The following is a 21,739-nucleotide window of genomic DNA, read 5'->3' as shown; positions in this document are numbered from 1 at the left end:
CCGATCGGATGCAACCGGTACGGGAGCGAATCGTTCACCCCCCACGAATTGGAGGGAGTGAGGCTTGTGCGCGCGATTCTGGTATTGCTGGTCATCGTGGTGCTCGTCGGCATCGCCGCGATCGCTCTGGGCTATGTGAACGTCACCCAGACCAAGACGGCCTCGCTGCCGTCCATCTCGGTACAAGGCGGCTCGGCGCCGGCCTTCAACGTGCAGACCGCCAACGTCTCGGTCGGCACCGAAAAGCATGTCGTCGAGACGCCCACTGTCAACGTGCAGAAGCCGCAATGAACGGCCGGCCGAGCGTCCTCGCGATCATCCTCGCGGTGATCCTGCCGCCGATCGGGGTGTGGATGGTGGAAGGAATCGGGTTGGTCCTCCTCGTCTCGCTGATCCTCACCTGCCTCGCCTACGTGCCGGGCATGGTCTTCTCGCTGGTCGCGGTGCTCAGGCCCGATCTGATGAACGGCCTGCGCAACCGCTGACGAAACGCCATCGCTTGCGCTAAGGGCGCAAGCGATGGCGTTTCCTTTGCCCGAACCCATGCGCCTCGCGCTCGACGCCGCCGCCCGCGCGGGTGCGGCGGGCGAGGTGCCGGTCGGCGCCGTCGTGACGCGCGACGGTGCGGTGGTCGCCGTCGTTGCCAACCGGATGCGCGAGCGGGGCGATCCCACCGCGCACGCCGAGATGGAGGCGATCCGCACCGCGCTGGCCGCGATCGGCACCGGTCGGCTCGATGGCTGCGACCTGTGGGTGACGCTGGAGCCCTGCGCGATGTGCGCCGGTGCCATCGCCCATGCCCGCATCGACCGGCTCTATTACGGCGCGGCGGACGAGAAGGGCGGGGCTGTCGCGCATGGCCCGCGCTTCTTCAGCCAGCCGACCTGCCACCACCGTCCCGAAATCTATGGTGGCATCGGGGAAACCGAATCCGCCGGGCTGCTAAAGGCTTTCTTCGCACAACGGCGACTCTAGCGTCATTGCCGCACCCACTCCGTTCGCACTGAGCGTAGTCGAAGTGCGGGCCACAGGCGCGGCATTTGCAGCCCGTCCTTCGACTTCGCTCAGGACGAACGGGGTGAAAGTATTTCCTGCCATTGTCGGCGCGCCCGATTTTGGGCAATGAAGCCAAAGCGATCATGCCGCCCCTAGACCCCTTCCCCTGGATCGACGTCGTCATCATCCTCGCGCTGGTCGTGCTGAACGGCCTGTTCGCGATGAGCGAGCTGGCGATCGTCTCGTCGCGCGCCGCGCGGCTGGAGGCGATGGCGCGGACCGGTCGCTCGGGCGCGCGCGCCGCGATCAAGCTGCGCGAGGACCCCGGCAAGTTCCTCTCCACCGTGCAGATCGGCATCACGCTGATCGCCATCCTGTCGGGCGCCTATTCGGGCGAGGCGCTCGGCGGCCCGGTGTCCGAGCGGATGGAGCGGCTGGGCCTCAGCCACGAGACGGCCGGCCATCTCGGCTTCGCGCTGGTGATCGTCGTCACCACCTACGTCTCGCTGATCATCGGCGAGCTGGTTCCCAAGCAGCTGGCGCTGCGCACGCCCGAGCCGATCGCGGCGATCGCGGCGCGGCCGATGGCGTGGCTGGCGCGCGCCACCGCGCCGGTGGTCTGGCTGCTCGACAAGACCAGCCTCACGGTGTTCGCCCTGCTCGGCCTCAAGCGCGAGCGCGAGGATCATGTCACGGCGGAGGAACTGCACCTCGTTGTCGCCGAGGCTTCGTCGGCGGGTGTGATCGAGGAGAGCGAGCGCGCGATCATCTCGGGCGTGGTCCGCCTCGCCGATCGCCCGGTGCGCGAGGTGATGACGCCGCGCACCGACATCGACTGGATCGATGCGGACGCCACGCTGGACGAAGTCCGCGAGATCGTCGCCGAAACGCCGCACAGCCGCCTGCCGGTGGCGGAAGGCTCGGTCGATTCGATCCTCGGCGTGGTGCGCCTGCGCGATCTGCTGGTGGCGCTGCTGGAAGGCCGCGCGATCGACCTGCGCGAGAAGATGCAGCCGGTCTCCACCATCCCCGACCGGATGGACGCGATGGATGCGCTGGCGGTGCTGCGCGACGCCGAGGTGCCGCTGGCGCTGGTGGTGGACGAATATGGCCATCTTGACGGGCTGGTGACGCCGGGCAGCCTGCTCACCGCGATCGCCGGCGCCTTCGCGTCGGATCAGGAGGAGGGGCATGACCCGGCCTTCGTCGAGCGCGAGGATGGCAGTCACCTGATCTCGGGTTCGCTGTCGGCGGATGCGATGGCGGAGCGGCTGGGCCTGACCCTGCCCGAGGATCGCGATTACGCCACCGCCGCCGGCTTCGCGCTGTCGGTGCTGCGCCACATTCCCGAGACGGGCGAGCATTTCGACGTCGAGGGCTGGCGCTTCGAGGTGGTCGACATGGACGGGCGGCGGGTCGACAAACTGCTGGCCAGCCCGAAACCGGGCGCTTGAGCCAGCCCTCGCCGCAGGCGATGCGCGCGATGGAGCGCGCGCGGGCGGGCGATCTGGCGGGCGCGATCGAGGCGGGCGAGGCGGCACTGATCGCGGCGCCGCGCGATCCCGGCCTGCGCACCTTCGTTGGCGTGTTGTGCTGCCGCAGCGGAGCATTGGCGCGCGGCATCGGCCATTTCCGCGAAGCGCTCGCGCTGGCACCGGGCGACCGGATGATCCGTGCCGAGCTGGCCCGCGCTTCGCTCGCCGCCGGCGATCTCGACGCGGCGGCATCGGCGATCGGCGAGGGCGAGGATCTGGCGACGCCGCAGGGGCGCGAATTCGCCCGCATGGCCGCCCATATCGCCGCGCAGCGGGGCGAGGCGGAGGATGGCGCCGCTCGTTACGCCCGGCTGACGCAGGCCGATCCGGCCGATTTCGAGAGCTGGCAGGGGCTGGGCCTCGCCCGCCTCGCATTGGGCGAGGTGGAAGGCGCCGCCGACGCGCTCGGCCGCGCGGTGCGGTTGCAGCCGCGCTTGGCCCTCGCGCAGCTCGCGCTCGGCCGCGCGCTGGCCCGGCTCGATCGCGAGGCCGAGGCATGCGCGGCCTTTGCCGAGGCCGATGCGCTCGATCCCGACAATGCCGCGATCCTGTTCGAGCTGGGGCGTGCCGAGATGGCGCGCTGGGGTTTCGAGCGCGCCGAGGCAGCGCTGCTGCGTGCCCGCGCGCTGGATCCGCGACAGGGCGCAACGGTCGCCGCGCTCGGCGATCTCTACGAGCGCACCAACCGGCTCGACGATCTCGCCCGGCTGATCGGCGAGGCGGAACGCGACGGCGTCGGCGAGGATGCGCTGGCGCTGCTGCGCGCCCGTTCGCTGCGCCGGCAGGGCCGGCTGGAAGAGGCGCTCGCCGCCGCCGAGGCCTGCCCGCTGGAGGACGACGCGCTGCGCCTCCAGACCATCGGCGAGATCGCCGACCGGCTGAACGACGCGCCCAAGGCCTTCGTCGCCTTCGAGCAGCTCAACACGCTGCTGCTGAAGGACGATCCCGGTGCCGACGCCCGCGCGCTCGGCTTTCGCGAGACGATCCGCAGCGTCCGCCGGCTGACCACGCCCGATTGGTTCGCGAGCTGGCGCACTCCGCCACTGGCGATCGACGACGGGCGGCGCGCCCCCGCCTTCCTCTACGGCTTCCCCCGGTCGGGCACGACCCTGCTCGACACCATGCTGATGGGCCATCCCGATGCGGTGGTGATGGAGGAAGAACATGCGATGCAGCGCACGATGGCGCGCATGGGGCCGGCCGAACGCATCGCGACGCTGAGCGAGGCCGAGATCGCCGATCTGCGCGCACATTACTGGCGCGAGGTGGACGCGATCGTGCCGCACGCGCCCGGCCAGCTGGTGGTGGACAAATTCCCGCTGGGCCTCGTCGGCGTCGCCTTCGTGCACCGGCTGTTTCCCGACGCGCGCTATATCTTCGCCGAGCGGCATCCGTGCGATTGCGTGCTGAGCTGCTTCATCACCCGCTTCCGGCTCAACGACGCGATGGCGAACTGCCTGCGGCTGGCGGATGCCGCGCGGCTGTACGACATGGCGCTGGATGTCTGGGCGCACGCACGATCGGTGTTCCCGTTGGCCGTGCATACGATCCGCTACGAACGGATGGTGGCGGACGTGGAGGCGGAACTGCGCCCGCTCGCCGATTTCCTCGGGCTGTCGTGGGACGAGCGGCTGGTCGATCATCGCGGCAGCGCGGCGCGGCGGGCCTATATCAGCTCGCCCAGCTATGCGCAGGTCACCGAGCCGCTCTACAAGCGCGCCGCCGGTCGCTGGACGCGCTATGCCGATCAGATGGCCCCGGTGCTGCCCATCCTCGCGCCCTGGTGCGAGCGGATGGGATATTCGCTCTGACATCCTCCCCATCGCAGATGGGGAGGGGGACCAGCCGCAGGCTGGTGGAGGGGCCGCCGTCGTAGACGGCGGTGTGCCACCGCCGCCCCTCCACCTCCCCAAGCGATCTTGGGGAGGATGAAGGTCACCCCAGTTTCCCAAACACCGCCTCGAACCCGGCGGTGTCGCCGGCGGCGAGGAAGCCGGCCTGCTCCACCCAGCGATCGCGCGCGATGCGGCCCTTGAAGGCGCCCATCTGCGCATCGTATCGGGCGACGTCGTCCTCGCGCCACGCCGCGATCTGGGCGAACTGGATGATGCCGAGGCCGTTCAGCACGGCTTCCGCCTTCGGCCCCAGGCCCTTCATCCGGGTGAGCGGATCGGCCGGACCCTCCGGCACCACCGGCATCGGCGCGGGCGCGATCTCGGAGACGGGGACACCGGGTGCCACGGTCGGCTCGGGCATGGGATCGGCCATCGGCGACAGTTCGGTCGCGGGGCGCACCATCGCGATGCCGTCCGCATCCGCCGGCCCCTCCGGCCCCCGCCGCCCGGTGCGCGCCAGCACCAGCAGCAGGATGGCGAGCAGGACGAGAGCGACGGCGATGATGACGATCGTGCTGGTGGACATGATGCTCCCCGACGGATGACGGCGCTGACATTGGCGCGGGTGAGGGCGGTAGGCAAGGCGGGGAGATGGGGGCGACCCAAGGGATCGTCATCGCGAGGCGCGGAACGCGCCGTGGCGATCCACAGGCCACCGCGATGGATTGCTTCGCTACGCTCGCAAGGGCGGGACGGTATCAGCTGCTAATGCCGTATGGCCAAACAATCATCGCGATTGTGCCGATGAGGCCAAGGCAGCAAGGAACACCGTTCAGGATGGCAGCGGCCCAAAACCTGCCCGGTTCGGTTCTCCGGGCGCCCGATATGGAAACCCCGAAGTAGCTCCATTCCATTACGCCCGAGCGGAAACCTCTAGCGAGAAACCAGCCAAACAGGGCTGTCACGCATCCCATTATAATGGGACCATAGATTGCTTCGTTCATCACCCACCCTGTGCCGTAAGAGACTATGCGCCACCCCGCACGGGTCTGCAATTTAAGTGACGGTTGTCCTCGCTGATCCTCCCCCGCCAGGGGGAGGTGGCGCCCGCAGGGCGTCGGAGGGGGCGGACGGCGATGCCGCCACTACTGCCCCGCCGCCCTCCCTCTCCGTCACGCTTTGCGTGCCACCTCCCCCTGGCGGGGGAGGATCAAGCGAGGCCGGAGTCACGACACTTCCCATGTAGGATTTCGCATGAGAGGGTGGCCCCGGCCGGAGTCGGCCGGCTCTTTCTCAGGACAAATCGGCGGTCGGCCGAGCGAAATTCGCGGTGATGAGTGTCAGACTTGTCAATTTCACCGCGCGTCGCTCTCCCGCACCACCTCGCGCCAGCCGATATCGCGGCGGCAGAAGCCGGTGGGGAAGTCGATCGCGTCGACCGCGCGGTAGGCGGCGGCCTGCGCCTCCGCCACGCTCGGCGCCGAGGCGGTGACGGCCAGCACGCGGCCGCCCGCCGACTCCAGACCCGAAGCGCCGTTGCGGGTGCCGGCGTGGAAAATGCGCGCGCCCGTTTCCTCTGCGCCCTCGATGCCCCGGATCAGGCCGCCGATCCTGGGCGCTTCCGGATAGCCCTCGGCCGCCATCACCACCGTCAGCGCGGCCTCGTCCTTCCAGCGGATCTGGCGGTCCTCCAGCGTTCCGGTGGCCGCCGCACGGAGGATCGGCAGCAGATCCTCGTCCAGCCGCATCATCAGCACCTGGCATTCGGGATCGCCGAAGCGGACATTGTATTCGATCAGCTGCGGGCCGGTTTCGGTCAGCATCAGCCCGGCGAACAGCACGCCGGTGAAGGGGGTGCCGGCCTCCGCCATGCCCGCGATCGAGGGGCGGACGATCTCGGCCATCACGCGGGCTTCCAGCTCGGGCGTCAGCACGCGGGCGGGGGTGTAGGCGCCCATGCCGCCGGTATTGGGGCCGGTGTCGCCGTCGCCGACGCGCTTGTGATCCTGCGCCGATCCCAGCGCGAGCACGGTCTTGCCGTCGGAGAGCGCGAAGAAGCTGACCTCCTCGCCTTCGAGGAATTGTTCGATGACGAGGCTCGCCCCCGCCGCGCCGAAGCGGCCGCCGAGGATGTCGTCGATCGCCGCTTCGGCCTCTTGCGCGGTGGTGGCGATGATCACGCCCTTGCCCGCCGCGAGGCCGTCCGCCTTGATGACGACCGGCAGGCCGAAGCGCGGCAGATCGGTCTTTGCGGCCCCGGCATCGGTGTGGCGGGCATAAGCGGCGGTCGGCACGTCGGCGCGGTCGCACAAGGCCTTGGTGAAGGCCTTGGAGCCTTCGAGCTGCGCGGCCGCCGCCGAAGGGCCGAACACCGCGATGCCGGCGTCGCGCAAGGCGTCGGCGAGGCCCTCCACCAGCGGCTGCTCCGGCCCGACGACGACGAGATCGATCGCCGCTTCCTGCGCGAAGGAGATGATCGCCGCATGATCCGAAAGCGACAGCGGCACCAAGGCCGCGCAATGGCCGATCCCCGGATTTCCGGGCGCCGCGTACAGCCTGGTCAGCTTCGGCGATTGCGCCAGCTTCCAGGCGAGCGCATGTTCGCGGCCTCCCGATCCCAGCAGCAGGACATTCATGGCCGACCCCTTCGCTCCGTATGACGAAGCCGCGCTCCTAGCGAACGAAGCGCCCGGCGACAACGCGCCCGCGCTCTCGGTGTCGGATCTGTCGGGCGCGCTCAAGCGGACGGTGGAGGATCGCTTCGGCCATGTCCGCGTGCGCGGCGAGATTTCGGGGTGGAAGCGGCACGTCTCGGGCCATTGCTACCTCGCGCTCAAGGACGACAAGGCGGTGATCGATGGCGTGGTGTGGAAGGGGCAGGCCGCCAACCTGCGCTTCCGCCCCGAGGACGGGATCGAGGTGATCTGCACGGGCAAGCTCACCACCTATCCGGGGCGTTCCAAATACCAGATCGTGATCGACCGGATGGAGCTGGCCGGGCAGGGCGCGCTGATGGCGCTGCTCGACAGGCGTCGCCGCGCGCTCGCCGCCGAGGGGCTGTTCGACGAGGATCGGAAGAAGGCGCTGCCGTTCCTGCCGCGCACCATCGGCGTGGTGACCTCGCCGACGGGTGCGGTGATCCGCGACATCCTCCACCGCCTCGCCGATCGCTTCCCCAGCCGCGTGCTGGTGTGGGGCGTGCCGGTGCAGGGCGACGGCGCGGCCGAGAAGGTGGCGGCGGCCGTCAACGGCTTCTCGGCGCTCCCCGTGGGCGGGCCGGTGCCGAGGCCGGACCTCGTGATCGTCGCGAGGGGCGGCGGATCGATCGAGGATCTGTGGGCCTTCAACGAGGAGGTGGTGGTGCGCGCCGTCGCCGGTTGCTCGATCCCGATTGTCTCGGCGGTGGGCCACGAGACCGACACCACGCTCTGCGACTTCGCCGCCGATCGCCGCGCCCCGACCCCTACCGCCGCCGCCGAGATGGCGGTACCGGTGCGGGCCGAGCTGGCGGGCTATCTCGATGCGCTCGGCGGGCGGATGACCAACTGCGCGCGCCGCTATCGCGAGCGGGCGGGGGAGCGGTTCGAATCGGTCGCGCGGCGGATGCCGACGCCGGACACTCTGCTCGGCCCACAACGGCAGAAGCTCGACGATCTCTCCGAGCGTCTGCCCCGCGCGCTGTCGAAGCGGCTGGCGGTGGCGCGCGGCGATCTCGCCCACGCCTCGGGCGCGCTGCGCCCTCGTCTGCTCGCCGCCCGCGTGGATCGTGATCGTGCGCTGCTGGCTCGCGTCGGTCTGCGTCCGACTCTGGTGACGAGCCGCATCGCCGATGGCGAGCGTCGGCTGGAGGCGCTGTGGCGGCTGGCGCGCAGCCTCAACCCCGATCTCGTCCTCCAGCGCGGCTATGCCCGCGTCGAGGCGGACGGGCATGTCGTCGCCAGCGCGGAGAAGGCGCGTGAGGCTGGTGCGATGACCCTCGTCTTCGCCGACGGCCGCGTCGACGTCGCGACCACCGACGCACCGCCACCCCCGCCGCGCCCGAAGCCCAAGCCGCCGACCAACCCTTCCCTTCAGCCGCGCCTTCTGTAAGGGGAGGCAAAGAAAGGATATGGCCATGCTGATGTCGCAAAGCGGTCGCGAGGCGCGGCTGCGCTATCTCGCCAACAGCTTCCGCGTGCTGGTGCCGGGCGATCACGTCACCTGCGCGGTGTCGGGGCAGACGATCCCGCTCGACAAGCTCAAATATTGGAGTGTCGCGCGGCAGGAGCCTTACGCCTCGGCTGAATATTCCACCAAGGCCGAGCTGGGCCTTTGAGGCGCCCGCGCTGGCCCGGCGGAGCGGCCGTGCTGCTCGCGCTGACCAGTTGTGTGGCGCCGCACGGAGCGCCGCCCGCAGCGGCCGAGCCGCCGCCCGCGCCGCGCCCGAACGTCCAGCTGCCGGCCTCGCCCAGTGCGTCCGCCGACTTTGCCTTCACCGGATCGATGAGCCAGGGCGGCATGGTGATCGGAACCGCGCCGCGCGGCACCGTGTCGCTTACCCTCGACGGTGCCGACGTGCCGCTGGCGAGCGACGGGAAATTCCTCATCGCCTTCGGGCGCGATCACGGCCCGAGCGCGACTTTGGTCGCCAGCCGTCCGGACGGCAACGGCGTGACGCGCACGCTGGCGATCGCTCCGGGCACATACCGGATCGAGGCGCTGCCGATCCCGAAATACCAGCAGCCCGAGGCGGAGTTCCTGAAGATCCGCGAGGGTGAGCTCGCCCAGATCAAGGCGGCGCGCCAGCAGGCGGCGGTCACACAAAGCGACGGCTGGCGGCAGCGCTTCGTCTGGCCGGTCAACGGTCGTATCTCAGGCGCGTTCGGGGCGCAGCGCGTCTACAATGGCGAGAAGGGCAGCTACCACAGCGGCGAGGATGTCGCCGTCCCGACCGGCACGCCGGTCCGTGCGCCCGCCGACGGCGTCGTGATCCTCGCCGCCACCGGCGACCCCTTCACGCTCGAGGGGCACCTGCTGATGGTCGCGCACGGCATGGGGTTGGACAGCGCCTTCCTCCACCTGAGCCACATCGACGTGAAGGTCGGCGACGTGGTGAAGCAGGGCCAGGTGATCGGCGAGAGCGGAATGACCGGCCGCGCCACCGGCCCGCATCTTCACTGGGCGCTCACCTGGCGCGGCGAGCGGATCGATCCCAAGCTGGTGGCGGGGGCGATGACCGGCGGCTGACCCTATTGGGTCCGCACCGCCTTGAAGCCCTGGCCGCCGTTGAAAACGATTCGGTAGCTGCCGAGCGCGCCGCGCGTCACCGTGGCGGTATCGCCGACCCGCGGGCGACGGCCGAGCGTCGTGCTGTCATTCTGCTGCCAGACCGCGCCGCCCTCCAGCGTGACGATGTAGATGCCGTAGGAACCCTGGGTCACGCCGGTGACCTTGGCGGTGATCTCCTTGAGCTCATCCTCCTGGCCATGCTCGCGCGGGTCGCCATGGCCGAAGATGGCGAGGCTGGGCAGGCGGAAACCGAACAGCGCCTGACGCGACTGCTGCACCTCGGCGCGGCTGACCACCGCGATGTCATGCTTGGCCTCCGCGCTGTCGAGCGCGGACACGGTGCTGTCGTAGCAGGCGAGGCGCTGGGCCGAATCGGCGATGCCGCGGCAATCGACCACCTTCTGGAGCAGCGGCGCGCGCTTGGCCGTGCCGTCGTCCTTTGCGGCGAGTGCGGCCGTTCCGGACAGGAGGAAAAGGATCGGGGCCAGGGCGGAAATGCGGGGCATCGGGCGGCGCCTCATGAAGCAGGATGGCCCTCTGTAGGAGCATCGCCACCGGGAAGGGAAGGGGCGTGCGCGCTCGTTTCCGAATGCGTCGCCATGCCGCGTATCTGTGTCCTTTTTGCTACATAGCTGCGCATTCGTATTGCAACTGCACACGCGAGATTGATCGGAGTTCCGTACATCCGTTAGCAAGCTGGCCCTAGCGGCCCAGGAACCTGCGCGGGACATCCGTCAGGACCAGGGTCGGCCTCAAAGGGGACATACATAGATGAACGGCAAGCTCATCAGGGACCGCCTTCTGGCGTCCACGATCATTGCGGGCACCGTGGCGTTCGCCGCGCCGGCGTTCGCGCAGGACGCCGCGACCGCCGCGCCTGCACCCAGCGTTGCGCCTGCGGCGACCACCGCCGACACCTCGGCCCCGGCCAGCGGCGGCGATATCGTCGTCACCGGTTCGCGCATTCCGCATCCGGACCTCGAGTCGGCCAGCCCGGTCACCGTGGTCGGCGCCAAGGACTTCAAGCTCACCGGCACGACCCGCACCGAAGATCTGCTGAACAGCCTGCCGCAGGTGTTCGCCGGTCAGGGCGGCAGCATCTCGAACGGTGCGTCGGGTATCGCCACCGTCGATCTGCGCAACCTCGGCCCGCAGCGCACCCTGGTGCTCGTCAACGGCCGTCGCGTGGTTCCGGGTGATCCCCGCACGCCGTTCACCGATCTGAACTTCATCCCGTCCTCGCTGATCAAGCGCGTCGACGTCCTGACCGGCGGCGCCTCGGCGGTGTACGGTGCGGACGCGGTCGCCGGCGTCGTGAACTTCGTGATGGACACGAACTTCTCGGGCTTCAAGATCGACGGCCAGTACAGCCTCTACAACCATGACAACCGCGCCGGTTCGAGCGTCACCGATCCCAACACGGCTCTCGGTTACGGCTATCCGCGCGGTACCTCCGCCGACGGCGGCACGATCGACGTCACCGCCACCATCGGTGCGGGCTTCGACGACAATCGCGGCCACGTCGTGGCCTATGCCGGCTACCGCAAGATCAACGCGGTCACCCAGGCAAAGCGCGACTATTCGAGCTGCGCCCTGACCTCGAACAAGGCGTCGGCCGTTGCGGCCAACGGCCTCTATGCCTGCGGCGGTTCGGCGACGAGCGCGGCTGGTACCTTCCTGACCGGCGACGGCCGCACCCTGCAGGTGTCTGGCAACAGCCTGGTTCCGGGCTACTCGCTCTACAACTACGCGCCGGCCAACTACTACCAGCGCCCCGACGAGCGCTACACCGCCGGCTTCTTCGCGCACTATGACGTGAGCGACGCCTTCAAGCCGTACATGGAATTCATGTTCATGGACGATCGCACGATCGCCCAGATCGGCGCGTCGGGCGACTTCGGCAACACCACCTCCGTCAGCTGCGACAACGCGTTCCTGTCCGCTCAGGAGAAGGCGACGCTCTGCACGAACGGCAACTATGTCGGTCAGAGCGTCAGCGCGACCGGCGTGATCAGCGGCACGCCCACCGTCTTCACCGATGCGAACGGCGTTTCGTACAACGAGGCGAACGTCACCATCCTGCGTCGCAACGTCGAGGGTGGCCCGCGTCAGGACGACCTGCAGCACACCTCCTACCGCGGTGTGATCGGCGCCAAGGGCGACCTGGCCAAGGGCCTCAGCTACGATGCGTCCTACCAGTATGGTCGCACCGTCTATGCCGAGACCTACTATAACGACTTCTCGATCAAGAAGCTGAACAACTCGCTGGACGTGGATGCCTCGGGCACCTGCCGCTCGGTGCTCAACGGCACCGACACGCAGTGCGTTCCCTACGACATCTTCGGCGGCGGTGTGAGCGCGGACGCGATCAACTACCTGTCGACGCCGGGCTTCGAGCGCGGTCAGAACACCGAGCAGGTCGCCAACGTCAACTTCACCTTCCTCGGCGGCGAATATGGCCTCACCAGCCCGCTCGCCAACGAGGGCATCGCGCTGAACTTCGGCGCCGAGTACCGCAAGGAAACGCTGAGCCTCAGCACCGACCAGGAATTCACCACGGGTGATCTGGCCGGCCAGGGCGGCGCGACCCTCGGTGCCAGCGGTTACCTGAAGGCGAAGGAAGTCTTCGGCGAACTTTCGGTCCCGCTGATCCAGGATCGTCCGTTCTTCCAGTCGCTGGTGTTCGATGCGGGTTACCGTCACTCGAAGTACAACACCGACGGCACCGGCTACTCGCTCAACCCGGACGGCAGCATCACGCCGTACGGCGGCGGCAACGCGTTCAGCACCGATACCTACAAGTTCGAGCTGACCTGGGCCCCGATCCGCGACATCAAGCTGCGCGCCAGCTACAACCGTGCGGTTCGCGCGCCGAACGTCACCGAGCTGTTTGGCTCGCGTAACGTGGCGCTCGACGGTGCGACCGATCCGTGCTCGGGCTTCACCATCACGGCTGCCGACACCGCCTGCTTGGCGCAGGGTCTGTCGGTCGGTGAGGTGGTCAAGGCCAACCCGGCGAGCCAGTATAACGGCTTCCAGGGCGGCAACCCGGATCTGACGCCGGAAATCGCCACCACCAAGACGTTCGGTGCGGTGTTCACGCCGAGCTTCCTGCGTGGCTTCTCCGCGACGGTCGATTACTTCGACATCAAGGTGAAGAACCTCATCGCCACCTACGGTGCCGACAACATCCTGAACCAGTGCATGGATGGGAACTCGACCTTCTGCGGTCTGATCCATCGCGACTCGAACGGTTCGCTGTGGCTCTCGCCGAACGGCTACGTGGTCGACACCAACGTCAACATCGGCGGTCTGCGCACCAAGGGTATCGACGTCGCTGCGTCGTACACGCAGGACATCGGCAAGCTGGGTTCGCTCGGCTTCCAGCTGAACGGCACCTGGCTCGACTCGCTCAAGACCACCCTGTTCGGTGGCGTGAGCTACAACTGCGCCGGCTACTATGGCGTGACCTGCGGCACCCCGTCGCCGAAGTGGCGCCACACGGCCCGCCTGACGTGGACCCTGCCGTCGGGCCCGAGCCTGTCGCTCCGCTGGCGCTATATCGGCAACACGAAGATCGACTATCTGAGCTCGGATCCGGACCTCAACGCTCCGGCGTCGGTCCGCCCCGGCAGCGCGAAGATCAAGGCCTACAACTACTTCGATCTGACCGCGCAGATGCCGATCGCCAACAAGTATACCTTCACGGTTGGCGTGCAGAACATCTTCGACAAGTCGCCGCCGCTGATCGGCACGGACTCGCTCCCGGCGGTCTACGGCAACGGCAACACCTTCCCGCAGGTTTACGACGCGCTGGGTCGTTACCTGTACGTGGGCATCACGCTCGATCTCTGATCGGGCTGACATTCCCAAGAACTGGACGGCGGGCCGAAAGGCCCGCCGTTTTCTTTTGGGCGTTCCCAAGTCCCCATCGATCGATCATGGTCGGGCGACATGACCGAAACCGAAGACCTCGAAATCCAGGCGGATCGCGCCGCCGCGGCGGGCGACATTCCGGCCGCCCGGCGGCTGCTCGAAGCCGCGACACGGGCTGCTCCCGAACGGATCGACAACTGGCTCAAACTGTCCGCGATGAGCCGGGCGACAGGCGACATGACCGCCGCGCTCGATGCGGTGGGGCAGGCCCTGCGGGTCGAGCCGCTGCATTTCCTGGCGCTGCTGTCGCGTGCCCGGCTGCTCGAGGCGGCGGGCCGGACCGGCGAGGCGGCGCGCGCCTATGTCCGCGCGCTGGCGCAGCGGCCGTCGGGCGATGTGGAGACCCCTGCGCTTAAGGCGGTCCTGGCCCATGCCGAGGCGATGCAGACATCTTACCGGGACGGCATGGCGGCGACCTGGCAGCGGGCGATCGACAGCGGCGAGCCGGCACCAAGTCCGGACGAGCGCCGGCGGCTCGACCGCTTCGCCAGCAACGCGTTGCGCCGGACGCCCCTCTATCGTTCGGACCCTACCCATTATTTCTATCCTGGCCTCACCGAGCGCGAATTCCATGACCGCGCGGACTTCCCCTGGCTGGCCGCTCTCGAAGCCCATACCGATGCCATCCGCGCGGAGTTCCAGGCGCTGTTCGAGGATCGGCTGGCGCAGGCCGAACCCTATGTCCAATATCCGGCGGACGTGCCGGTGCGGCAGTGGGCGGCACTGAACAACTCGATGGACTGGACGGCCTTCCACCTGCTCAACAGCGGGGTCCGTGTCGCCGCCAATGCCGATCGCTGCCCGCGCACGATGGAGGCGCTGGCGCCGATCCCCCAGCCCCGTATCGCCCGGCGCTCGCCCAACGCGATGTTCTCGCTGCTGAAGCCGCACACGCGGATCCCGCCGCACCACGGCATCGCCAACACGCGGCTCGTCTGCCATCTGCCGCTCGTCGTGCCGGAGGGGTGTCTGTACCGGGTCGGCGCCACGGAGCGGAAATGGGTGGAGGGCGAGGCGTTCGTGTTCGACGACACGATCGAGCACGAGGCGGTGAACGACAGCGACCAGCCGCGCGCGGTGCTGATCTTCGACGTCTGGCATCCTGCGCTCAGCGCTGCCGAGCGTGCGGCGGTGACGCGCATGATGGAAGCCGAAGAGACCGAGCATGGCACGCCGCTCTGAGGGCGAGGGCTGATGGCGAGCGCTCCGTCGTTCGAGACCGCGCTGTCGCTCGCGCGGCGTGATGTCGGCAATGTCGCGGCGGTGGCTTCGGTCGCGGTGCGCGCGATCGACGAGCGGCGCGAGGAAGACGGTCTTGCCCTGGTCGATCAGGCGCTGCGCCATGCCCCCCGGACGCAGGCTCTGCTGCACGTGCGGGGGCTGCTGTACCGCACGCTGGGCGAGACGGATCGCGCCGTCGCGGCTCTGGACGAGGCCGCCGCGGCCGGACCCGTCACCGCGCGGCTCGCCCAGGCGCGCGCGCATGTCGCGCTGGAAGCCGGCCTGCCGGCAGCGGCGCTGCACGAGGAGGCGCGACGACTGGCGCCGCTCGACATGGCAACCGCGCTGGGTCATGCCGCCGCACTCGCAGCGGAAGGGGGCGACGGCGAGGCCGACGCACTGCTGGCCGATATTCTGCGGCAAAACCCGGTATGGCTCGAAGGACATGCCGCCTTGGCGCGGGCGCGGCAGGCGGCGGGGCGCACGGACCAGCTCGCGGCGATCGACGCGGCGATCGGGGGCACGCCCGGCGAGTTCGCGTTGTGGCAGCTGAAGATCGCGATCCAGCACCGTGCGCGCGAATATGGGGCGGAGGCACGGACGCTTGCAGAGGCGCGGCAGCGCTTCGGCGAAAGCCAGGCGCTCGTCGCGGCCGCCGCGATGTTGTCGACCGAACTGGGCGATGCCGGGGCGGCCGATGCCGCCTTCGCGCGGATCGATCCCTTCGCCGAAACCGCCCTTATGGTCCACTGGCTGCGGCATCAGGTACGGCAAGGCCGCCCGGAGCGCGTAGTCGCGCAGGCGCCGCGCCTGATCGCCCGCGCCGATGTCAACGACGCATGGCCCTATCTGTCGATCGCGATGCGGATGACCAATGACGCGCGGATCGGCTGGCTGGAGGATGTGCCGCGCTTCGTGCGGGTATTCGATCTCGGCTTTTCGCCCGCGGAACTCAATGGTCTGGCGACGTGCCTGCGCTCGCTCCATCTCGCCCGCGCGCAGCCGCTCGATCAGTCGGTGCGTGGCGGCACGCAGACCGACGGGCCGCTGTTCCAGCGGATGGATGCGCCGATTCGCGCGCTGCGCGCGCGGATCGAGACGGCGATCGCCGACTATGTGGCGTCGTTGCCCGATCCGATCGAGGGGCATCCCCTGCTGGGGCGGATACCCCGCCGCCCGCGTTTTATCGGATCATGGTCGGTGCGTCTGACCGGCGGGGGATTCCACGATTCCCACCTCCATCCCTATGGCTGGCTGAGTTCCGCCTTCTACGTCGCCGTGCCCGATGCCCCGGCCGGAAGCGAGGAGGGCTTCCTGACGCTGGGCGAGCCGCAGGAAATATTGGGGACCGGCCTTCCCCCCTATCGCACCATCGCGCCACGTCCGGGGCAATTGGTCCTGTTCCCCTCGACCATGTGGCACGGCACACGGCCGTTCGGATCGGGCGAGCGGCTGACCGCCGCGTTCGACGTCGGCTGAGGCTGACTCCCCGCCCGGAAACGTGCTAGAACGTGCCGCTATGGCGACGGCCCGACACGGCCGCCGCGAGTATGCTGGAGACCATGATGCGCCGCTTGATCCTCGTCGCGTTGACCGCGCTTTCGCTCCCCGCCGCCGCATTCGCCTATCCGGAGGGGGCTGGCGACCATGTCGCCACCACCGATCCCAACAAGGTGATCTGTCGCTCGCAGGAGGTGATCGGCAGCCGGCTCGCGACCGAGAAGACCTGCCATACGGCGGCCGAATGGGCGCAGTATGAGCGGGAGATGCGGCTCACCACCGATCGCATCCAGATGCAGAAGTCGCACCAGGGCGGCTGATCGGTTCGTGGGGCGTCGTCGATCGGCGCCCCGGCCCGCCGTCAGAAAGCGATGCGATGCGCCTCCAGCCAGGCGCGTGCGCGCGTATCGACAGGTTCCACGATCGGCCAGATCGCGCGGATCTCGGCCTCGTGCCTCCGCCACTTCTCCGCTGACGGCGCGGTGACGGTGGTGGCGGAGAGCGGCAGGTTGCCATCCAGCGGCCGATCCCAGCCGAGGCCGACGGCGCGGCTCAGCGCCTCCATCGTCGGGCGCGGGGTGGCTACCAACTGGTCGTAGGCGAGCGCCATCGTCCGTTCTTTCGGCAGGCGATCGAGATCGTCGAGCAGGAGCGACGTCACCGCCGCCCACTGCCGCGCGACGATCTCGGGCAGCGGCAATCCGCGCCAATCCTGCCAGCCGGGCACGAGCAGCAGGGACCAGGGCGTGCCGGGCCAGTCCGGCAATCGCGGATAGGTGCGGAACAGCCCGCTCGACCAGGCCTCGATCATGCTGGACAGCGTCTGCCGCACGTCGCGGTGGAGGTAGACGTACAGCGCATCGGGAAAGATCGCGTCAAAGAAGGGGACGCGCAGGCTGTTCTTGGGCGTTTTCTCGACCATCCTCACCGCACCGCGCGACGGGATGCCGTCCCGGTCGCGGAGTGTCATGGCGAACCGGTGCCGCAATTCACCCGCGATCGCGGGCGTCGCGTCGGTTGCTTCGAGCCGGTTGGACGACCAGCCGCGATCGAAAGGGTGCAGGCCGGGGATCGTCTCGATCAGCGCATGGCTCTCACCGCCGATGGTGAGGGCGTCCGGCGCCTGCGCCATCGTCTTCAGCAGCAGCGTCGAACCCGAACGCGGCGAGCTGAGGAGGAAGACCGGGCGATCGAAGATGACCGGGGAGGCGCCGTTCAACGCGCGACGGGCCTCTTACCGGCCGCCGGGGACGGCGCGCAGGCCGTTGGCGCCGCGCGCCGCCTGGGCGAGCATCGGCCGGCTGATCATCGCCTGGATCAAGTTGCTGATATGCTCCATCACCGGCATCTGGTTGGGCAGCAGCAACGTGCCGATGCCGGCATGGCCGTTCAGGTCGCGGCCCAGTTCGGCGATCAGGCGCATATAGGCGGGCACGGCGTCCGGCGACGGACCATGCTGCGCCCACAGGCCATGCCAGCCCGCCGCGAGCCGATCGAGTCGCAGCAGCAGGGCCGCCATCGCGGGCGAGGGTTCCGACCGGTCGCGCAGGAAGGCGAGGTGCTGGTACAATTCCCACGGAGACATCACCGGCGGCCCGTATTTCTCCTCGAAGGCCAGCGCGCCGCCGCCGCTGCCGGGCGGGATCAGGCGCGGCTCGGCATCGCGGCGGGTCCGCGCGGCCTGGACCAGATCCCACAGGCCCTCGCCGCCCACCGTGTCCATCACCAGATGGACCCGCATCGCATCACGGCCGTTCCGCACCTTGTGCCGCGCGAAGGTGTCGAAGATCCAGCATTCGCCGGCCGCCATGTGGACGGTCTCGTCGGAACAGGTGAACAGCACGTCGGGCGTCGTCGTGATCGGCACGTGCAGCCGCACATGGGTACGCCAGTAGAAATCGGAATCGACGTGCGGGGGCACGCCGGCATCGGGTGCCAGCCGCATCAGGCGCACACGGCCCCAGACCGCGCCGATCGCCGCCATGACCTCCATGATGTAGGGGCAGGCTTCCAGATATTCGGTCGGCGCCATCGGGTCTCCGCCGATGGCATCGCTCAGCGCACCGCCGGCGGTGGCGAGGCGCACCGCGTCATTGCCCTTGTACCCCTGCGGATGATCGGTCCAGGCATGGGGCGGAAGGGTATCGATCTCGCGCCGCAGCACCTCCGCGTCGAAGCGGATCGGCAGCCTCAGCAGCGGTTCGTTCAGGTACATGCGGACCTCTTGGGGGCGGACCCGGCCTTTACCGCGCGGTCAGGCCGGTGTCACTATTGCCCCCCTCAAGCGACGGCGAGCTTCAGCGCGCCATCGCCCTCGTCGACATTGACCATCGATCCGTCCGGCACCTCGCCCTGCAGGATCATCTCGGCGAGCGGATCCTGCAGGTAACGCTGCACCGCGCGTTTCAGCGGCCGCGCGCCGTAGACCGGATCGTAGCCGACCCGCCCCAGCCATGCCCGCGCCGCGTCCGTGAGGCTCAGCGCGATCTTGCGGTCGCGCAGCAGCTTCTGGATGCGCGCCACCTGGATGTCGACGATCGGCGCCATGTGGCCCGCACCCAGCCGGTGGAAGAGGATGATCTCGTCCAGACGGTTGAGGAATTCCGGCCGGAAGTGCGCGCGCACCACCTCCATCACCTGCGGCTCGGCATCCTTGACCGGCTGATCCTCGCCCAGTGAGGCGAGGAATTGCGATCCGAGGTTCGAGGTCAGGATGATCAGCGTGTTGGTGAAGTCCACCGTGCGGCCCTGCCCGTCGGTCAAGCGCCCGTCGTCCAACACCTGCAACAGGACGTTGAACACGTCCGGGTGCGCCTTCTCCACCTCGTCGAACAGCACGACCTGATAGGGCCTGCGCCGCACCGCCTCGGTGAGCACGCCGCCCTCGTCATAGCCGACATAGCCCGGCGGCGCACCGATCAGCCGGGCGACCGAATGCTTCTCCATGAACTCGCTCATGTCGAGGCGGACCATCGCGCTGTCATCGTCGAACAGGAAGCCGGCGAGCGCGCGGGTCAGTTCGGTCTTGCCGACGCCGGTCGGGCCGAGGAACAGGAAGCTGCCGAGCGGCCGGTTCGGATCCTGCAGACCGGCACGCGCACGGCGGACGGCGCGGCTGACCGCGACCACCGCCTCGGACTGGCCGATGACGCGCCTGCCGATCGTCTCCTCCATCTTGAGGAGCTTCTCGCGCTCGCCCTCCAGCATCCGATCGACCGGGATGCCGGTCCAGCGGCCGACCACGGCGGCGATGTCCTCGGACGTCACCTCCTCGCGCAGCATCGCGCCCTGCGAAGCCTGCTCTGCCTCCGCAAGCTGCTTCTCCAGGCCGGGAATCACCCCGTAGGACAGCTCGCCCGCCTTGCCGAGATCGCCCGAGCGCTGCGCCTGCTCCAGCTGGAGCTTTGCCGCATCGAGCTGTTCCTTGATCTTGGCCTGCCCCGCGATCTTCTCCTTCTCGGCCTGCCAGCGCTGGGTGAGCGCGGCGGATTCCTCCTCCAGCCGGGCTAGATCGTACTCCAATGATCCCAGCCGGTCCGCGCTGGCCTTGTCGGTCTCCTTCTTCAGCGCCTCGCGTTCGATCTTGAGGCGGATGATGCGGCGATCGAGGCTCTCGATCTCCTCGGGCTTGGACTCGACCTCCATGCGCAGGCGCGAGGCGGCCTCGTCCATCAGGTCGATCGCCTTGTCGGGCAGGAAGCGGTCGGTGATGTAGCGGTTGCTGAGCGTCGCCGCCGAGACCAGCGCGCCGTCGGTGATCCGCACGCCGTGGTGCAGCTCGTATTTGTCCTTGAGGCCGCGCAGGATCGAGATCGTGTCCTCGACCGTCGGCTCGCCGACGAACACCGGCTGGAAGCGCCGCTGCAGCGCCGGGTCCTTCTCGACGTACTTGCGATATTCGTCGAGCGTGGTCGCGCCGATGCAGTGCAGCTCGCCGCGCGCCAGAGCGGGCTTGAGCAGGTTGCCGGCGTCCATCGCGCCTTCCGATTTGCCGGCGCCGATCAGCGTGTGCATCTCGTCGATGAAGAGGATGATGTGGCCTTCGGCCTGCTTCACCTCGTCGAGCACGCCCTTCAGCCGCTCCTCGAACTCGCCGCGATACTTCGCGCCCGCGATCAGCGCGCCCATGTCGAGCGCCATCAGCTGGCGGTCACGCAGCGTGTCGGGCACGTCGCCATTGGCGATGCGCAGCGCCATGCCTTCGGCGATGGCGGTCTTGCCGACGCCGGGATCGCCGATCAGCACCGGATTGTTCTTGGTGCGGCGCGCGAGGATCTGGATCGTGCGGCGGATCTCCTCGTCGCGGCCGATCACCGGATCGAGCTTGCCCTCGCGCGCGGCGGCGGTGAGATCGCGCGCGAACTTCTTGAGCGCGTCGTAGCGGTCCTCGGCGGACTGGGTGTCGGCGGTACGGCCGCCCCGCAGTTCGTTGATCGCGGCGTTCAGTGCCTCGGGCTTCACACCGGCATCGGCCAGCGCCTTGCCCGCCGCCGTCGTCGTGGCGAGCGCGCAGGCAAGCAGCATCCGCTCGACGGTGACGTAGGAATCGCCCGCCTTCTTGGCGATCTGCTCGGCATTGTCGAGCAGGCGCACAGTGTCATTGTCGAGCTGCGGCGAGGCCTGCGCGCCGCTGCCCGACACGGCCGGGATCTTTGCCAGCGCCGCATCGGTATCGCGCAGCGCCACCTTGGCCGATCCGCCCGCCCTGGCGATCAGGCCCGAGGCCATGCCCTGCTCATCCTCCAGCAGTGCCTTCAGGATATGTTCCGGCGCGATGCGCTGGTGGTTCATGCGGATCGCGACGGTCTGCGCGGATTGCAGGAAGCCCTTCGCGCGGTCGGTGAATTTTTCGAGGTCCATCGAACTCCCCTGGGAATACAGTCCGCCGCGATATGGTGTGACTTATTTGCCACACAAGAGGGTCACACCCCGGTTTCGATCTTGTCCAGCCGTGCCAGCACGATGTCGATCTTTTCGTGCAGCCGCATGATCTCCAGCTCGGCCCGCAGGTTGACCTCGTAATCGTGGCTGGCCGCCACCCGATCGCGGTCGCCGGCGCGGTTCTGGCTCATCATGATAATCGGCGCCTGGATCGCCGCCAGCGTCGAGAGCATCAGGTTGAGGAAGATATAGGGATAGGGATCGAACGGATGGCCCCAGCGGGTGAGGATGTCCGAATTCAGCAGCATCCAGCCGATCAGGATCGCGGTGAAGCTGCCGATGAAGCCCCACGAGCCGCCGACCGCCGCGACGCGATCCGCCAGCCGATCGCCGAAGCTCGCCTCCGCTTCCTCGATGTCGGCGGCGTCGCGGCTGATCGGCGCGCGTTCCTTGAAGGTTTCGAGGACCTTGCGTTCCTCGGGATCGAGATTGTGCGGATCCTTGCGCAGATAGCGAAGCGCTAGCTCCGGCAGCGTGAGGTGCGGGCGAAGGGCCATGAGCGACTCC

Annotated in this window: 19 protein-coding genes; 12 read left to right on the top strand and 7 right to left on the bottom strand. The window is 68.7% G+C overall.

Features of this window, described 5'->3' with window-relative positions; genetic code table 11:
• Window positions 1-66 precede the first annotated feature (66 nt).
• From QGN17_RS20355 to QGN17_RS20335, 5 genes are all read left to right on the top strand, one after another.
• Window positions 67-291 carry a hypothetical protein gene (locus QGN17_RS20355; RefSeq protein WP_281046437.1) on the top strand — a complete coding sequence of 75 codons (225 nt, stop codon included), beginning with the start codon at window positions 67-69 and terminating at the stop codon, window positions 289-291.
• Window positions 288-485 carry a YqaE/Pmp3 family membrane protein gene (locus QGN17_RS20350; protein WP_281046436.1) on the top strand — a complete coding sequence of 66 codons (198 nt, stop codon included), beginning with the start codon at window positions 288-290 and terminating at the stop codon, window positions 483-485. The genes QGN17_RS20355 and QGN17_RS20350 overlap by 4 nt, the downstream gene beginning before the upstream one ends.
• Before the next feature lie 58 nt (window positions 486-543).
• Complete coding sequence (locus QGN17_RS20345; RefSeq protein ID WP_390902723.1) at window positions 544-975, top strand: nucleoside deaminase; 432 nt, start codon at window positions 544-546, stop codon at window positions 973-975.
• A 164-nt stretch (window positions 976-1,139) separates the two neighbouring features.
• Window positions 1,140-2,450: a hemolysin family protein gene (locus QGN17_RS20340; RefSeq protein WP_281046434.1), complete on the top strand. Its 1,311-nt coding sequence runs from the start codon at window positions 1,140-1,142 to the stop codon at window positions 2,448-2,450.
• Window positions 2,447-4,342 (top strand): tetratricopeptide repeat-containing sulfotransferase family protein, encoded by a 1,896-nt coding sequence (locus tag QGN17_RS20335; protein ID WP_281046433.1) that lies wholly within the window; start codon window positions 2,447-2,449, stop codon window positions 4,340-4,342. Before QGN17_RS20340 ends, QGN17_RS20335 begins: the two co-directional genes overlap by 4 nt.
• Window positions 4,343-4,466: 124 nt before the next feature.
• Here the strand turns inward: QGN17_RS20335 and QGN17_RS20330 are convergent, their stop codons facing one another.
• Both QGN17_RS20330 and purD read right to left on the bottom strand, forming a co-directional pair.
• Window positions 4,467-4,952, bottom strand: coding sequence for a hypothetical protein (locus tag QGN17_RS20330; protein ID WP_281046432.1), 486 nt, complete (start codon window positions 4,950-4,952; stop codon window positions 4,467-4,469).
• A gap of 769 nt (window positions 4,953-5,721) precedes the next feature.
• Window positions 5,722-7,002 (bottom strand): phosphoribosylamine--glycine ligase, encoded by a 1,281-nt coding sequence (purD, locus tag QGN17_RS20325; RefSeq protein WP_281046431.1) that lies wholly within the window; start codon window positions 7,000-7,002, stop codon window positions 5,722-5,724.
• Between purD and xseA the strand changes: the two genes are divergently transcribed.
• The 3 genes from xseA to QGN17_RS20310 are packed head-to-tail and all read left to right on the top strand — an operon-like array spanning window position 7,001 to window position 9,592.
• Complete coding sequence (xseA, locus tag QGN17_RS20320; RefSeq protein ID WP_281046430.1) at window positions 7,001-8,455, top strand: exodeoxyribonuclease VII large subunit; 1,455 nt, start codon at window positions 7,001-7,003, stop codon at window positions 8,453-8,455. The genes purD and xseA overlap by 2 nt on opposite strands.
• A gap of 25 nt (window positions 8,456-8,480) precedes the next feature.
• Complete coding sequence (locus QGN17_RS20315) at window positions 8,481-8,681, top strand: DUF2093 domain-containing protein (protein ID WP_281046429.1); 201 nt, start codon at window positions 8,481-8,483, stop codon at window positions 8,679-8,681.
• Between the two features lie 29 nt (window positions 8,682-8,710).
• On the top strand, window positions 8,711-9,592 hold the full coding sequence (locus QGN17_RS20310) for a M23 family metallopeptidase (protein ID WP_281046428.1): 882 nt from the start codon (window positions 8,711-8,713) through the stop codon (window positions 9,590-9,592).
• Between the two features lie 2 nt (window positions 9,593-9,594).
• On the opposite strand, the gene QGN17_RS20305 is transcribed toward QGN17_RS20310, so the two are convergent.
• Window positions 9,595-10,140: a hypothetical protein gene (locus tag QGN17_RS20305; protein ID WP_281046427.1), complete on the bottom strand. Its 546-nt coding sequence runs from the start codon at window positions 10,138-10,140 to the stop codon at window positions 9,595-9,597.
• A gap of 265 nt (window positions 10,141-10,405) precedes the next feature.
• Here QGN17_RS20305 and QGN17_RS20300 point away from each other — a divergent pair, with 265 nt between their 5' ends.
• The 4 genes from QGN17_RS20300 (at window position 10,406) to QGN17_RS20285 (ending at window position 16,611) form a co-directional block, all read left to right on the top strand.
• Window positions 10,406-13,489 carry a TonB-dependent receptor domain-containing protein gene (locus tag QGN17_RS20300; protein ID WP_281046426.1) on the top strand — a complete coding sequence of 1,028 codons (3,084 nt, stop codon included), beginning with the start codon at window positions 10,406-10,408 and terminating at the stop codon, window positions 13,487-13,489.
• Between the two features lie 99 nt (window positions 13,490-13,588).
• Window positions 13,589-14,752, top strand: a complete 1,164-nt coding sequence (locus QGN17_RS20295; RefSeq protein WP_281046425.1) for an aspartyl/asparaginyl beta-hydroxylase domain-containing protein — start codon at window positions 13,589-13,591, stop codon at window positions 14,750-14,752.
• A 12-nt stretch (window positions 14,753-14,764) separates the two neighbouring features.
• On the top strand, window positions 14,765-16,270 hold the full coding sequence (locus QGN17_RS20290) for a putative 2OG-Fe(II) oxygenase (protein ID WP_281046424.1): 1,506 nt from the start codon (window positions 14,765-14,767) through the stop codon (window positions 16,268-16,270).
• 86 nt (window positions 16,271-16,356) lie between these two features.
• Window positions 16,357-16,611, top strand: coding sequence for a hypothetical protein (locus QGN17_RS20285; protein ID WP_281046423.1), 255 nt, complete (start codon window positions 16,357-16,359; stop codon window positions 16,609-16,611).
• Window positions 16,612-16,652: 41 nt separating this feature from the next.
• Here the strand turns inward: QGN17_RS20285 and QGN17_RS20280 are convergent, their stop codons facing one another.
• The 4 genes from QGN17_RS20280 to QGN17_RS20265 form a co-directional block, all read right to left on the bottom strand.
• Window positions 16,653-17,510 (bottom strand): sulfotransferase family protein, encoded by an 858-nt coding sequence (locus QGN17_RS20280; protein WP_281046422.1) that lies wholly within the window; start codon window positions 17,508-17,510, stop codon window positions 16,653-16,655.
• A 15-nt stretch (window positions 17,511-17,525) separates the two neighbouring features.
• The gene (locus QGN17_RS20275) at window positions 17,526-18,506 is read right to left on the bottom strand and encodes an aspartyl/asparaginyl beta-hydroxylase domain-containing protein (RefSeq protein WP_281046421.1); all 981 of its coding nucleotides are present in this window, start codon (window positions 18,504-18,506) and stop codon (window positions 17,526-17,528) included.
• A 65-nt stretch (window positions 18,507-18,571) separates the two neighbouring features.
• Window positions 18,572-21,151: an ATP-dependent chaperone ClpB gene (gene clpB, locus QGN17_RS20270; protein WP_281046420.1), complete on the bottom strand. Its 2,580-nt coding sequence runs from the start codon at window positions 21,149-21,151 to the stop codon at window positions 18,572-18,574.
• A 62-nt stretch (window positions 21,152-21,213) separates the two neighbouring features.
• Window positions 21,214-21,729 carry a DUF1003 domain-containing protein gene (locus QGN17_RS20265; RefSeq protein ID WP_281046419.1) on the bottom strand — a complete coding sequence of 172 codons (516 nt, stop codon included), beginning with the start codon at window positions 21,727-21,729 and terminating at the stop codon, window positions 21,214-21,216.
• Window positions 21,730-21,739: the final 10 nt, after the last annotated feature.

Origin of the sequence: Sphingomonas oryzagri, assembly GCF_029906645.1 — a bacterium.
Lineage (GTDB): Bacteria > Pseudomonadota > Alphaproteobacteria > Sphingomonadales > Sphingomonadaceae > Solisphingomonas > Solisphingomonas oryzagri.
This window is presented reverse-complemented; position numbering and strand designations above follow the sequence as displayed.